9 protein-coding genes are annotated in these 15,867 nt (G+C 28.8%); 1 reads left to right on the top strand and 8 read right to left on the bottom strand.

From position 1 onward, the window contains the following. Positions 1 to 2: 2 nt before the first annotated feature. The 5 genes from infB to mutS form a co-directional block, all read right to left on the bottom strand. The gene (infB, locus tag R5397_RS00290) at positions 3 to 2,594 is read right to left on the bottom strand and encodes a translation initiation factor IF-2 (RefSeq protein ID WP_421622495.1); all 2,592 of its coding nucleotides are present in this window, start codon (positions 2,592 to 2,594) and stop codon (positions 3 to 5) included. Then, positions 2,575 to 4,020: a transcription termination factor NusA gene (gene nusA, locus R5397_RS00295; RefSeq protein ID WP_421622496.1), complete on the bottom strand. Its 1,446-nt coding sequence runs from the start codon at positions 4,018 to 4,020 to the stop codon at positions 2,575 to 2,577. The genes infB and nusA overlap by 20 nt, the downstream gene beginning before the upstream one ends. A gap of 13 nt (positions 4,021 to 4,033) precedes the next feature. Beyond that, positions 4,034 to 4,465, bottom strand: a complete 432-nt coding sequence (gene rimP / locus R5397_RS00300; protein WP_421622497.1) for a ribosome maturation factor RimP — start codon at positions 4,463 to 4,465, stop codon at positions 4,034 to 4,036. Positions 4,466 to 4,578: 113 nt separating this feature from the next. Then, on the bottom strand, positions 4,579 to 5,184 hold the full coding sequence (locus R5397_RS00305) for an amidophosphoribosyltransferase (protein WP_421622498.1): 606 nt from the start codon (positions 5,182 to 5,184) through the stop codon (positions 4,579 to 4,581). A gap of 10 nt (positions 5,185 to 5,194) precedes the next feature. Continuing rightward, entirely contained in the window at positions 5,195 to 7,774 is a 2,580-nt protein-coding gene (gene mutS / locus R5397_RS00310; protein WP_421622499.1) for a DNA mismatch repair protein MutS, read from the bottom strand. A gap of 75 nt (positions 7,775 to 7,849) precedes the next feature. Here mutS and R5397_RS00315 point away from each other — a divergent pair, with 75 nt between their 5' ends. After that, positions 7,850 to 8,359, top strand: coding sequence for an STAS domain-containing protein (locus R5397_RS00315; RefSeq protein WP_247066076.1), 510 nt, complete (start codon positions 7,850 to 7,852; stop codon positions 8,357 to 8,359). Positions 8,360 to 8,379: 20 nt separating this feature from the next. Here the strand turns inward: R5397_RS00315 and R5397_RS00320 are convergent, their stop codons facing one another. The 3 genes from R5397_RS00320 to R5397_RS00330 are packed head-to-tail and all read right to left on the bottom strand — an operon-like array spanning position 8,380 to position 15,810. Next, positions 8,380 to 8,898 carry an OmpH family outer membrane protein gene (locus R5397_RS00320; protein ID WP_247066074.1) on the bottom strand — a complete coding sequence of 173 codons (519 nt, stop codon included), beginning with the start codon at positions 8,896 to 8,898 and terminating at the stop codon, positions 8,380 to 8,382. Positions 8,899 to 8,942: 44 nt separating this feature from the next. Next, positions 8,943 to 11,402, bottom strand: a complete 2,460-nt coding sequence (gene bamA / locus R5397_RS00325) for an outer membrane protein assembly factor BamA (RefSeq protein ID WP_421622500.1) — start codon at positions 11,400 to 11,402, stop codon at positions 8,943 to 8,945. Between the two features lie 19 nt (positions 11,403 to 11,421). Then, a complete protein-coding gene (locus R5397_RS00330) occupies positions 11,422 to 15,810 on the bottom strand; it encodes a translocation/assembly module TamB domain-containing protein (protein ID WP_421622501.1) in 4,389 nt (1,462 codons plus the stop codon). Positions 15,811 to 15,867 lie beyond the last annotated feature (57 nt).

The raw sequence follows: 15,867 nt of genomic DNA on the forward strand, positions 1-15,867 counted from the left end.
GCTTAAGATTCAAAGCGTCTCTTCACTTTTTTAATCTCAAATGCCTCAATTATATCTCCTTCCCTAATATCAAAATAATTATCAATCATAATTCCACATTCATATTGTGCATTAACTTCTTTAACATCTTCCTTAGCTCGCCTTAATGAAGAAATTTTACCAGAATGCACCTGGAATCCTTCTCTCATAACATTAGTTACGGCATCCCGTTTTATGCATCCTTGTGAAACATAACATCCAGCCACTACCCCTATCTTAGAAATATTAAAAACAGCACGGACTTCAGCAAATCCAATAAATTTTTGTTCAATGTCTGGTTCTAACATGCCTTCAAGAACTGATTTAATATCATTAATTGCATCATAAATTATATTATATTTTCTAATTTCAACTTTTTCTTGATCGGCTAACAATTGTGCTTTTGCTGCAGGGCGTACGTGAAAACCAATTATAATGGCTTCACTTGCTGATGCAAAACTAATATCAGTCTCAGTTATTGCTCCTACTGATGAATGGATAACTCTTACTCTAATCTCATTATTAGTTAATTTTTCAAGAGAATGCTTTAAAGCCTCAACAGAACCCTGCACATCCGCTTTTAAAATTATCTTAAGTTCCTTAAGTGCCCCATCCTTAATTGAATCATAAAGATTTGACACAGTAACTTTTTTTACATTTTTAGCATCTTCATATTTTTTAAGATCTTGTCTTTTAGAACTAATTAATTTGGATTCTTTTTCTGTTTTTGTAACCTGGAATGGATCACCAGCCTGAGGAATTGAGGAGAAACCCAAAACATTAACAGCTTTTGCAGGACCAACGCTCTTAACAGCTACTCCTCTCTCATTAATTAATGCTCTCACTTTACCATGATAGACTCCTCCAACAAAAGAATCTCCTATAGAAAGAGTTCCATCCTCAATTATCACAGAACAAACTACTCCTCTACCTAAGTCAACTCTAGCATCAAGTACTCTACCAATAGCCCTTTTAGTTGGGTTTGCCTTCAATGACATTACTTCAGATTGCAGAATAATCATATCAAGAAGTTCTGTAATACCAATATTTTTAAGAGCCGAAATTGCAACAAAAATTGTATTTCCACCCCAATCTTCAGGAACTAAATCATACTCTGAAAGCTGATGTTTAATTCTATCCAAATTTGAATCTGGCAAATCAATCTTATTGATAGCAACAATAATGGGTACTTTTGCGTCCTTTGCATGATTAATAGCCTCAACAGTCTGCGGCATTACTCCATCTACAGCAGAAACAACAAGCACAACAATATCTGTAACCTGTGCCCCTCGACTCCTCATCATCGTAAAAGCTTCATGTCCTGGAGTATCTAAAAATGTTATTTCATGATCATTATAATTAATAGTATAAGCACCAATATGTTGTGTAATTCCTCCAAATTCTGTTTGATTTATATCAATATTTTGCAACACTGATAGAAGCTTAGTTTTTCCATGATCAACATGTCCCATTATTGTAATAATAGGGGGTTTTGCAACCCTCTTACTCTCATCATCTTCTTCTGCTTCGATAACTGTTTCATCATAGATTGACACAACATTAACTTTAGAGCCATATTCTTCAACCAAAATAGTAGCGGTATCAGAATCAATTTTCTCATTAATAGTTGCCATTACACCTAAAGTCATCAACTTAGCAATTAAATCTGAGGATTTTAAATTCATTTTCCTTGCAAGTTCAGCAACAGTAATAGTTCCCATAATATCAATCGACTTAGGAATTGGATTTGCTAGATTTTCTTTCTTCTTTTTTTGAAGCTGCTCAAACACTTTTTGTTCTATTGTTTTGCTCTCAATTTCTTCCTTTTTCCTCTTGTAACCTTTTTGACTTTCTTGTTGCTGCTTCTTCTTCTCACCAAGTTTCCTATTAAGACCCTTATTATCAGAATCAGAAGGTGAAATTGCAACACTAGAGATAACCTTAGTTCTTATTACTCGTCTAAATGTCTGAGAACCACTACTACTATGAGTATTAACTCTATTGAAATATCCTCTATTACCTTGTTGCTGACTACTAGTATTATCCTTATCTACATTTAAAAAAGAAGTCCGAGCTCCCCCCCTGTCTTTACTACCATAAGAATATCCTCTATTATCTCTATTATGAACATTGTTCCTATTGAAATAGCCCCTATTACCTTGTTGCTGGCCACTAGTATTATCCTTATCTACATTTAAAGAAGAAGTCCGAGCTCCCCCCCTGTCTTTACTACCATAAGAATATCCTCTATTATCTCTATTATGAACATTGTTCCTATTGAAATAGCCCCTATTACCTTGCTGCTGACCACTAGTATTATCTTTATCTACATTTAAAGAAGAAGCCCTAACTCCCCTGTCTTTACTGCCATAAGAATATCCTCTATTAGAATCCTGATTTCCTCTTGAATTTGAGAGGTCCACAAAATTATCTTTGGATTTATTTAAAATTTTATCAGTATGGGCTACAACCTTTACTACTTTCTTTCGTAATTTAACAACTTTAATTTTTTTTTCATCTTCACTGCGATCATCATCAATACTTTCTGACAAACTATTACTCCTCTTCAAATTCAAAGCTAAGCCCTATCTTACAACCTGGACAAAAAGTCATATTTTCATTAATAACAGCCCCACACTCAGGACAAAGCAACTCTTCTTCATCTTTCATGTCTTCAATAGATCTATCATCATTAGAAATTATTACCATCCCTTCCTTTAGTATCTTATTTATTTCTTCTTGCTTTTCATAACCTATGCCCAACTCAAAAAGCTTTTCCTCACTAACATCCAAAAAACTATCAATATCATCAAAACCTGCTTCAACCAATTTATCAACAATATCATTATCAAGAACTTTAAGCTCACTAATTTTGTTTATTTCCTCAAATTCATCTTCCGGAACATTATCTTGAATAATTTTATCAAACATTTCAAAAGTATCTTGTTTAAACTCTCCACTTGCTTTCATTTCCGCAAATTGATTACTAGTTTTAACATCAATTGCCCAATCAAGCAGTCTATTTGCAAGTCTAACATTCTGTCCCATTTTACCTATTGCAAGCGAGAGCTGTTCATCGCTAACAACCACCAAAGCTTTATGCAAATCCTCATCAACAATATATACATTATCTATTTTAGCAGGGGTTAAGGCATCTCTAATAAATTCTTTAATATCCTTAGAATAAGGAATAATATCTATTTTCTCACCTTCAAGTTCCTTAATTATTGATTGAATCCTAACACCTTTTTGCCCAATACAAGGACCTACAGGATCAATCTCTTCTTTCTCAGAATAAACAGCAATCTTAGTTCTATAACCTGGATCTCTTACTATCTTATGAATCTTAATAAGACCTTCCTCAATCTCAGGAATCTCAAGAGTAAGAAGTTCTTCAATAAATTTAGGATGAGTCCTTGATAAGACTACCTCTATTCCATTTTTTCCCTTCTTTACACTGTAAACAAGAACTCGCACTTTATCATTAAGCCCATAAACTTCCCTTGGGGATTGATATTTCTTAGGAATAACACCATCTGTACTCCCAAGATTCACATAAAGATCTCCATTTCTATTTTGCTGAACATACCCAATAACAATTTTATGCAATTTGTGTTTAAATTCTAAATAAAGTTCATTATCTTCGATTCCCTGCAAATCGCTCTTAGTTCTCTGCTTAGCAACTTGAATTGAAAGTCTATCAAAAATCTTTGGATCAATCTCAATATATGCATATCCATCTTCCATTACTTCACATTCTTGAGCATCGTCTTTCAATATCTCAAGTATATCGTCTTGAACTTCCTCTACAATCCTTTTTTTAGAATAAATTATCAAATCCCCAGTATTCTCATCAAACTTAATTAAAGCATTCTCACTCGTTCCAAAATACTTCTTATAAGCTATCATTAGAGATTCCCTAACCGTCTTTCGAATAGCATCTATGCTCATTCCTCGCTCATTAGCAATATTGGCAATCATTTGACCAGTGCCCTTTATCATATCCAAGACTCCTTCACGATAATTTAGCCTTCTTAACATCACTATAAAGAATTCTTATCTCCTTAGTATCTGTTTTAAAAATAAAACCGTCTGCCTCTGCTTTTAAGATAAGACCTTCTTCAAAATCATTACCTAACATTAACTTAATCTTCCTGCCCTCAAAAATTTTAAACTCTCTATCACTCTTAATTTTCCTATTTATCCCAGGTGTAGAGATTTCTAAACTAAAATTATATTTAAGAACCACTTCTAAACTTAATAAAATCATTTTATGTAAATCACAAAGAGTATCAACTCCAAAATCATCACCCTTATAAAGAACTATTTGAATTCTCCCTTCATCTCTTTTCTTGAAAGTGTTAATTTCTATAATTTCAATTCCTAATTGATCTGTTATATTCTTTATTAAATTATAAACTTCACTATTATCAATAATTTTAACCAATCATATTCCTAAAAAGAATAAGGCTCTTTTCAAAAGAACCTTATTAAATAAAATAATCAATACAACCTAAGAATAACATTAACGACAATAAATGTCAAGAAAACAATAATCAACTAAACTCTAGCAATTGACAGCTTTATCACACTTAAAGCCCCATGTCTTATAAGAATATCTTTACAAAAAGTCATAGATGCTCCTGTTGTCACAATATCATCAATAAGTACAACCCTATTAAACTTAATATTTTTATACCTCAACTTTAATTTAACTTTATTCTCCAAATTACTATGCCTTAAATCTCCACGCAATAGCTTTTGACTCTTGCCTAATCCTCGCTTAAAAACATTGATATAATTTATTTCACTATTACTTAACAAATTTCCAATATATTCCATGTGATCAAAACCATAAAAAATTTTTCTCTTAAAACTACAAGGAATACTAACAACAAAGTCAAAATCAATACTCATCAAAAAATGTAAAATCCCATTTGCAAAAAACCGACCAAGCAATCTCTGTCCATCTCTCTTGTAAGTAAGAACCAAGTTCTTATATTCATTTTTATAGTCAAAAAAATACCAAACATCATCTCTCAGCTTAACATCGAAACGAAAAAACTCAATACAATCCTTGCAAAGAGCATTTAAGTAAACATAATTTTTATGACAACAAGAACAAAAGGGAAGAAATATACTTTTTAAAACACCCCAATTCCACACTTATATGCCCCTATGTCTTAGTCTTTAAAATTATTTCACTTAGTAAATTCATTGCTTGAAAAGGAGTAATATTATTGACATCTATTTTAGAAATAAAATTTTTAAGTTCTAAGTAATCATTAAGTTCTACTTCATAACTTAAATCCTCTCTCATTACTTCTTCACCATCATTAATAACAGAGGCTGAAGTAAAAAATTCAGGCACATACAAATGTTCTCGACTAGTCAAACTTTTAAGAATAACATTAGCCCTCTTAATAACTTTTAAAGGTATTCCTGCTATGCGAGCAACATAAATCCCATAAGAATTAAGAGAAGGTTTTTCTTCAACCTCTCTTAAAAAAATAAGTTCATCACCTTGTCTTTCAATTTTCATTGAAAGATTAAAAAAAGAATCATGCTTAATAGCTGAAAGCTCATGAAAATGGGTTGCAAATAAACTTCTAGCTTGGATATGCTCTAAAATATATTCAACAATTGAATACGCAATAGCAAGTCCATCATTAGTACTAGTACCCCTACCAACTTCATCCATAATTATCAAGCTATTCTGAGTTGCATTTCTTAAAATATTAGCCGTTTCATTCATCTCTACTAAAAACGTAGACTCACCTTTGGAAATATTATCACTTGCCCCGATTCGACAAAAAATTTTATCTGTAATTCCTATGATGGCCTGATCAGCAGGCACAAAAGAACCAATATGTCCCATTAAAACAACTAAAGCAGTCTGACGTAAATAAGTCGATTTGCCTGCCATATTAGGACCAGTAATTAAACAAAAATACTTATCATTATCAATCTTTACGGAATTTTTAGTAAAAGCCTCCACTCCCTTCATATAATGCTCAACAACAGGATGTCTGGAACACTCAAGAATAATTTCTTTATTGCTAGTTAGAGAGGGTCTTACATATCCATTTTTTTTAGCCAAATATGCAAAATTAGAGACTACATCAACATACGCAAAAAATTTAGCAATTTTTTTAATAACCACACTATGCTTAACAATTTTTGAAGCTATGTCATCAAACACTTCTTGCTCAAGAGCCAATAAATTATCCTCAGCATCATTAATATCCCTTTCAAGTTCAATAAGTTTGTTAGTTTTATATCTCTTAACAGAATTTAAAGTCTGACTTTCTACAAAATGAGATGGAATTTGTCCATAATAACTCTTTGTAACCTCAAAAAACAAACCTCGAACATTAATTTTCCTAATTTTAAGGCTACTAATTTTGCTAAAATCCCTCTCAAAATTAAGATAATCATCAACATACTTGCTTGCATTATTTTTCATCTCTCTTAAACGATCAATCTCAAAATTATACCCATGTTGAATAAGCTCATCTGGCTCCTTTGAAATGGAGCAATCAATTAAAGAATAAATTTCTCTTATATTATTTTCATCATTAACATCAAATATCCAATAACTAAAAAAATGTTCATTAAGGAGCCTCTTTGCTAAAAAAAATGCTGTCAAAGATTCCTTAATCAATAAAAAATCTTTTTTAACATATTTTTTCATTTGAAGTCTTGAGATTATTCTCTCAATATCCCAAATATTACTAAGAATATCTCTCAATTTTATACTTAAATTAATATTATTGTTAAAAAATTCTACATGAGCCAATCTATTGTTAATTGCAACAATATCTAAAAGCGGATTTAATATATATTCTCTTAAAAGTCTCTTTCCCATGGGAGTTTTACAATCATTTAATACTGAATAAAGAGAATAGCGGGATGTTAGATCATTATTGTTTTTTACAAGTTCAAGGTTTATTTGAGTAACATCATCAAGAAACATATATTCAGAATCATTATTAATATGAACTGTGTCAATATTGATTAATAAATTTTTCAAGTTATTCTTTATATAATCTATTATTAAAAAAGATGAAATATAATAAGGCTCATCCTCTTTAAACCCAAGAGCACTCAAACTAAGAACATTAAAATGCTCTTTTAGTGATTTCATGGCAATCTCTTTGTCAAAATGCCAATAGGGAATTTTATTAACTAAAAATCGATCAAGAGCAAGCTTTTCTAAATATTCATAATAAAAACCCTCTGAAACTATTATTTCTTTTGGAGAATATTTCTCAATATCCCGTCTTAACTTTTCTAAAAAATTTTCCTCATAAAAGATTATTCCAAGTCTAGATGTCGACAAATCTATATAAGAAAACGAATAATAATCTTTATAATCACTAATAGCTATCAAATAATTATTAATATCATCTTGCAAAAAATCTTCATCAATCACAACCCCAGGACTTATAACTTCAACAACTTCTCTCTCTAAAGGCCCTTTAGGATCAGTTTGCAATCCTTGCTCACAAATTGCAACCTTTTTATCAAGCAAAATCAATTTTTTTACATACTCTTTACTTGCATGACAAGGTACTCCACACATAGGAACATTTTCTCTTTTAGTCAAAGTTAATCCTAAAAGCTTGCTTCCCTCAAGAGCATCATCAAAAAACATTTCATAAAAACTACCTACTCTGAAAAACAGAATAGCGTCTTTATGTTTATCTTTAATATTTAAATATTGCCTCATCATCGGCGTAACATCTTTTTTCATATAAACAATACCAAAATTATAATTGATATTATTAAAACTTTACAATATACTTAAAATTATCAAAAAGAATTAACAATGGAAAAAGATACTTCTCAAAGCAATGTCTTTTATGTGTGTAAAGACGATTCTGTTTTCATAAAATTAATTAACAGACTTACTGCATTATATTCTGTCAATTTTAAAACATTTATCAAAAATATATTCATAAATAATAACGATAAAATTAATAAATTATACATAGATTTATCGGAAACAAAATATTTAGATTCAACTTTTATGGGAGTACTAATATACATTGATAATAAGAGCAATGAATACAAAAAAACCTTTAAAATAATAAATTCTAGCAAAGAAGCACTTAAAAATTTACAATCTCTTGGTCTTGAAAAGATATTAAAAATAGAAAATAGAGAAGAAAAATTACAAAAAAATGACATGAAAGAGTATTTTTGTTTCAGTGCACATAAAAATACAATATTTAAATCAATGTTAAAATCACATATTTTACTCTCAAGCCTCAATAGAGACAACAAAAAAGAATTTTGTACTCTAATTAAAAGACTAAAAAAAGAAAATAACAATTAAGAAGTAATTTTAGTAATATACTACTGTTCACTTAAATACTTAATAATATTATCTGTTATATCAACTGTACTATTATAATAAAGAATATATGGACTGTCTTTTTTCATAACCAAAGAAATACCATTAGTCTCTGCAATATATTGAATACCATTAAGTATTTTGCCCCAAAGTAATCCATCACTATTTAGACTATTTATATTAATCTGTTTCTGTTGTTCAAGATTACTCTTAGCCAAGCTCTTAAGTTTCTTAAGCTCATCAATCTTCAAGTTATATTGATTACCATACAATTTAGCACTCTCTAAATCATGAATACTAACAGATTCATCATATATTTTCCTCAAATCTTTAATCTCAGAATTCAAGATATCTATTTTTTCCTGATAATGATTTTTCAATTGCTCAAGATTAGACTTTAATTGAGGACTTAAAAATTCAATTACAACCTTCTCAAAATCTACAATACCCACTTTTGTAACATTAACTGAAAAAATATTTAATGGAAAAAAACATGCAAACAAAAACACTATAACAGTCATAAAAATCCTCCCTACAAAAAGCTAACTAAATTATATCAGTTATATCAGTATCTCATATCAATGGCTAAGAAAAATTTAAATCCTCCAAAATAATTATAATATCTATTAACACCTTCATTATTAAAATGAAATGGATAAGCTATTACAAAAGACAAAGGCATTTGAGGCAATACACTTCTAATTCCAAAACCCCAACTAAAAATAAAATTACTAAAAGGAACAAACAAAGAATTTTCTTGCCCTTCTAGAGAATATGAAGCCATATCTAAAAACAAAACATCCCAAACCAAAATATTCTTAATCAAAGGCATTGATAACTGAAGAGTATTTACAAAGGAACTATAAATATTACTCAAAGTTCCCCATCCTCTAGCAATCATAAAGTTTTCACTAATAACTATAAGGTGATGTGGTTGAACTTCTATTTCAAAACCATTCCCAAGTGGTGGTAAAATATTTGAATAAACACTCCTCAAAGTTAAAATTAAATCAAAAAATGGGGTAAAAACATCTTGATAGCCTAAAAGAGAGAAATATCTCTCAAAAGTTGTTGTGGATTTTGAAAAATGACTCTGCCCAAACAAAAATCCACCAAAAAGATCAAATTGCTGCTTAAGCAAAAAACCATTATTAGATAAAGACTGAGAATTTCTTGTATCCCATGCAACGCTAATACCAAAAGAATTTTCAAATTTAATAGTATTATAATTAGACCTCAAATAATAATTTGAAGGTCTGTTAACATTATCATCATAATAAACATATTTCAAGGCCGTTTGTGCAGTTCCAACAATTGATTGCTTTCCAAGATAATTAGAAAAAGTATAACCAGTAAACCCATTAATACTAAATTTAACTAAAGAATAATTCATAACATTAAAATCCGAAAAATTCTTAGAATTATTATATGCTTCCCAACTTACAAAAGGATCTGGAACTTCTTTTTTGTCTGTAAATATAGGTCCATTAATATCCTGATACGCTGTATTTATAGAATGTGAAAAATCAAAAAATCCTCCAATAGTCCATCTAGTCTGCATAAACCAATTATCTTCAAACATCAACCTAAAACTTTGCTCTGAAAAAGCAAGATTAAGCCTTGCAGAAAGAGAATACCCTTTACCTAAAAAATTAGATTGCTCCCACTGTCCAAAAACTGAAAATGGAAGCCAAGAATTACTCACCCCACCAAAATTCATACCAAATCTAAAACTTGCTGTCTCTCGCTCTTCAACAGCAAAATTTATCTTCATTAAACCCTCAATATTACTTGGAACAACATCGGGTATAACATTTCCAAAATAACCAAGTCTTTGTAAATTAAGCATTCCCATCCGAAGATTTTCCAAATTAAAAATATCACCCTCAATGAGCGGAATTTCTCTAAGGATTACATGTGAAGCTGTTTTTTTATTACCTGAGACAGTAATAGATTCAATATGTGCTTTCTCTTTCTCTAATATCTTAATAGAATAATCTACAAATTCATCCCTTATCGTCCGAGAAGGAACAATCTCTGTAAAGATATAACCATCAGAATAATATTTTTCCCTAATTTTTGCAAAATCTTGCTCAAATCTTGAATCATCAAAAACATCTCCTTCCTTAAAAGTAATCAAGGATTGCAATTCTTCTAATTTAAAAACTAAATTACCAGTAATTTCAAATTTACCAAATTTAAAAACATTACCCTCTGAAATAAAATATTTTAAGAAAACTTCTCTTTCCAATTTTTTAGAATCACTGGGCATTCGTATATCTACAATACTATCTACAACTTTTGCATTAATATATCCATTGTTCTTATAATAAGACTCAAGTTTCATTTTATCTTTATCAACATTTGATTTTAAATACTTGCCATCAAAAAATAAAGATGCGGGTTTTGATACTAAATATTTTCTAAGAATACGACTCTTAAAGTTCGAATTTCCCTCAAAAGAAACCTCTTTAACAACATACTTAGGACCAGCATTAATTTTAAACACAATATCTACTAAACTATTTTTCTCTTTAATATCAAATTCAACAGTAACATCAAGATATCCAGCATCTTTGTACATCTCTTCAAATTTAAGAACACTTTTTTTAATTTTTGCAAGATTTAAAGCCTCTTTTGCCTTAACATCTGATTTATCACGCAGTTCACTATTCCAAAAAACTCCACTATCATCAATAAAAATAACAGTATTTATTAAGGATTTCTCCTTCACAAAAAATGTAATGACAAGTTTATCATTTTCTACTCTAAACTCAGGTTTAATAAGTCCCTCAAAATAATCAAGAGCATAAAGGTCAACTTGCAACCTATCAAAAAGTTCATCAGAATAAGCTTGTCCCAAATAAGCATTTAAAATAGAGCCAAAGTCATTTTCTCTTATATTCTTAAGCCCATTAAAATCAATACTTTTTATCACCTTACCCTTATAGTTTTCTTGAGAATACACTAAATTAAATACAAAAAAGAACAAAAACACAACAATAAAGATTCTAAATAAATGCACCCCACATCCCTCACATAACTCAGTATTTAAATTTCCAAAAAATAGATATTTGATTTCCTATTCCGTGACCATGTTTCATAAAATTATAATCAAAAATATAATCAACAAAGAAAAACGGTGAATCAAGTTCAAGACCAAAATTAATACTAAAATTTAAATTCTGAGATAATGGTGTTACTTCTTCTTTTAAAAATCCAAATCCCGCCTTAGCAAAAACACCATCAATAATATATTTACCCACTTTAACATTTGTTTTATCAAGAACACCTGCAAAAGTTGTTGTACTACCCAAGATACCAATAGCGTTCCTTAATATATCTGTTTTTATACTCAATAGGTCTAATTTTAATACAGAACGTATATAATCTTCAATAGGTTGTACTATCAGATCAACAAGAATATCACTAGCTAACCCAAGTGCCATCTCAGCTGTATTTGTTCCTGCTGATTGTAGTCCATGTTCACCCCCAATTATTGCACTTGATAAAAGATATTTGATCTCTTGCTCAGTTCGCACAGGATAAGATGAAAAACTAAAATTCCACAAACTCAAAGGACCATCTATGCTCATTGTTATTAACAAATTTTCATTACCATCTTTAATCATATTTGTAGCCTCTGCCTTTACCCACGGATCAAATTTGTTCTTATTTTCATTAAAAGATATATATGCCCCTCCCCTGAAAACAAATTGTTTATTATGATAATTGAAAGAACCACTTGCAACATTTAAATCTCCCTTAAGGATAAAATCATCCGTTTTAGTATCAGATTTAACCTCAAGCGTATTCCCTCTTGCAATAATAGCATTCAAGAAGGAAATTTTATTATCTGGCCAATGAAAAGCAACATTACTATCAAAATTAATTTTAAGATCTGTAACAACATCTAACCCCTTAGAGCTAACATCAAATGCTCTAACTTTTTTTGATCTCTTATAAGGATCTATTAATAGATCGACAATCGAATTTTCAAGTAAATAAATCCAAGCATTTGAAACATTTAGATCCCCTCTAAACATAATCTCTTCAGAATTACCTTCAATAAAAAAATCACCTGAAGCATGTCCAACAAAATTTATAGTTACTTTATCAAATTTAATAGGTACTCCAGAACTACCAGAAACACCAATATCTATCTTATAATAATCAACAATACTATCACTTAAAAAGTTCAGATTCAAATGTGCAGCGACATTGACATCAGAATAATAGTCTAAATTAAATTTGTTCTCAATAATCACATTATTATCTTTAACAATAACTGGTACATTAATTAATTCTAAAATTCTACTCTTTCCATATTGTCTAGACATTTTTAAATATTCACTACTTATTAAACCATGTACTACTTCAAACTCTCCATTAAGATTTGGATTATATAAATCACCATCAACATCCAACATTCCAATCACATTAAGATCATGCAGAACAAAATGCTCTTTAATATTAAAAAAAGTTTTTGAACCCAATAAATCTTTTGTAATTAACTTTGAATCAAATTTAATGTCTTGAATATTACCAGTAATTTTATTCCCAGAAATGTTACCTGATGCAACAAAACTAAAAGGCAAATAATCATTTAACCTAATATCAAAATTACCATAATTATATTCATATAAACAACTAATAAGATCATATTCAATTGATGACATGATAAATCTTTCAGAGTTATTTTTAAATTCAATTGTAAGATCAGAAAGATCTTTATCTTTATATCTCAAATCTCTTAAAGCAATCTCTCCATCAGTTTCACTCTTTAAAATACCAAATTCTTCTTCTGCTTTATTTTCAAATTTTTGAAAGCTTGCATTTACCCTTGAAGAAAAAAGCTTGCCATTAACATTCAAATTAGAAATTCCAATAGAATTCTTAATATCATATCTAAAATTACCTGTTAGAATTTTTCTTTTATTCTGACTCGCATTTATATTATAAATATTAAGATTATTATCAACCAATCCCAAATTCAAAGAGCAATATGTAGGAACACCTACTAAAAACAAGTCATTTGTTTCAAGATAAGCACTAAGAGAATAATTAAATAAATCACTATCTTTAAAACTAAGTATAAAGTTACCATTAATATTTCCATTTAAGACAGAAAAGAATTTTAAATTACTGAAATTGAATCCCTGGAATCTACCAACAAAATAACTGCCATCTTCATTAGAATCAACACCAAAAAAATAACGCTCTGAATTCACATGCGAAAACAAATTCAAATTACCACTAAGTTTATCATTTAAATTAAAATGTCCTTGCCCTTGTAAATTTGAAACCCCATTTATAAATCTAATATTTGAAAGACTAACTTGTTTATCTTTATATAAACCTTCAAAGCTAAAATTAAAATTATAAGCAGGATTACCAGCAATCTTATCTAACTTAAACTTAGTAATTTTGACATTTAAATCATCATTCATTCTTTGGTAATTTCCTAAAGAATCAACATTAAACAAAATTTCAGAATCTCCATTATAAAGACAAAAATCATTAATATCAAAAAAATAAACTATAGATGAATCAGAATAAGTTAAACTGACTTGCGACTTAGGTGACAATTTTAAGTTGGCATACCTATCTTTAAAATTCAACTCAAAATACAAAGGATAATTTCTATTCAAATAATTAAACTCAGTATTTATCTTAAAACTATCATCAAACAACTGTATCAAAAAATTAGAATTTACATTATAATCCCCATTACCATAATTAAAGTAATTTACCTTATAAATATTCTTCTCTCCACTTGCATCAAACATTAAATTAAAATCATCTAATTTTGATAAGACAACAAAATTAAGACTATTCAACTTACTTTTAGTATAATCAACGGTATTTAAATCAAAATCTGAAGTCAAATTTAAATACTTACCCGACAAAAAATATTCTGGAATAACTTTAGTAATAAAAGTTGCTGGAAGAACATCCTTCAAAAAAAGCATAGGAAACTCTTTAATATCTAAATTAAGATTAAAATTTTCCTTATTAAAATCACCCTTTAATGAAATTTTAGAATTATTGTTAGCAAAACTTAATAAATAATTAACATAGATATGATCCTGAGCAAAACTCGTTTTCATATTCAAATCTCGAATTTTAAGCCTGCCAATCCTAAAATCATCAGATCTTACGCAAAATTTTTGATTTATTTTACTAAAATTTAAATGCCCATTAATATCCTTAAAATTAAAAATCTTTGCAGACCTAAAATCAAGCCTTCCTATTGGCACTAAATCTTTTAAAGAATAATAGCCCTTATAACCAATAAATCCTCTCTTAAGTTTTACAAAAGCATTTTGAACATCTACAACTAATTCATTCCCTTTAATTTGAACTTTTAATCCCTGAATCTCCTTATTTACCATATTAGCATTTGAAGATGAATTTAATAAAAATGCATACCGTAAATCTTTGTCTTTAAAATCATAAGAAAATGCTAGTTGACCATTTAAATTTGTATCAAGGTAATTTTTATAATTACTCAAATTTTTATTAAAGCTTATCCAATTTACAAGATTTACATCAAAGAACAAAACATCTAATCTTAAAAATTTTTTATTAAAATCATATCTTAAATTAAAATCCAAATTCTCTCTGAGAATATTAAAAATCTCAATATTTCCCTTAGAATAATTTATTTGAAAGCCTTGCTCAAGCAAATCAAAATAACTTGTATGTAATTTTAAAAAACTAAAGTTAATATATCCATCTTCAAGCTCTTTTTTAAACTTACCTTCAAAATAAAAAGTCGAATCAAGAATATTTTCATGACTAACATCAGGATTTAAAACTGCAATAGAACTAAAATCAACAATAAAACTAAATAAAAAATCATCATCAATAGTCTTTAATGCAAAACTCTTAATCTGAAATTTAAGAAACTTATCAGAAATTAGTCTAAAATTCATATTAATATCTTCTAAATGCACATGAAGACTATCAAATAAATTAAACATTTTACCAAATATTGCATGACTAGTACTATCATCATCTAATTTTAATGTATGAGAATGTGAACTCTGAGGGTTAAGAAATTTAAAATCATTTAAATCAAAATTCAAAGTACTTCCCCTTACAAAAACATCCAAAATAATGTTTTTATCTCCTAATAACAGTTTAAACAAATCCAAATTGACTTTAACAGTATTCATCAATATTGTATCTTTATCATTTAAGCTCAACTCCAGATTATCTATTTTTATTGAAGATAAAAAACAAGGGGCAATTTTATCATACTTGATTTTAAAGCCTGTTTTCGATTCAAGGTAACTCATAATAAAAAATTTAGCAGAATAAACTTGGGCTTGAATAAATAAAATAAAGATAACAAGAATTGATACAAAGACTATCATTGAAAAAATAAAAGATAGAGCAATCTTATTTCTTATAAAAAACAAATTCATATATATATGTATATATATTATATAATACTTAAGTAAGTATCTAATTACTCAAACCAT

Origin of the sequence: Borrelia sp. MN22-0132, assembly GCF_049201035.1 — a bacterium.
Lineage (GTDB): Bacteria > Spirochaetota > Spirochaetia > Borreliales > Borreliaceae > Borrelia > Borrelia puertoricensis.

Coding starts and splice junctions, on each gene's coding strand:
- nusA (WP_421622496.1), bottom strand. CDS start 4,020: ATGATAAAGGGCACTGGTCAAATGATTGCCAATATTGCTAATGAGCGA.
- mutS (WP_421622499.1), bottom strand. CDS start 7,774: ATGAAAAAAGATGTTACGCCGATGATGAGGCAATATTTAAATATTAAA.
- R5397_RS00315 (WP_247066076.1), top strand. CDS start 7,850: ATGGAAAAAGATACTTCTCAAAGCAATGTCTTTTATGTGTGTAAAGAC.
- R5397_RS00320 (WP_247066074.1), bottom strand. CDS start 8,898: ATGACTGTTATAGTGTTTTTGTTTGCATGTTTTTTTCCATTAAATATT.
- R5397_RS00330 (WP_421622501.1), bottom strand. CDS start 15,810: ATGAATTTGTTTTTTATAAGAAATAAGATTGCTCTATCTTTTATTTTT.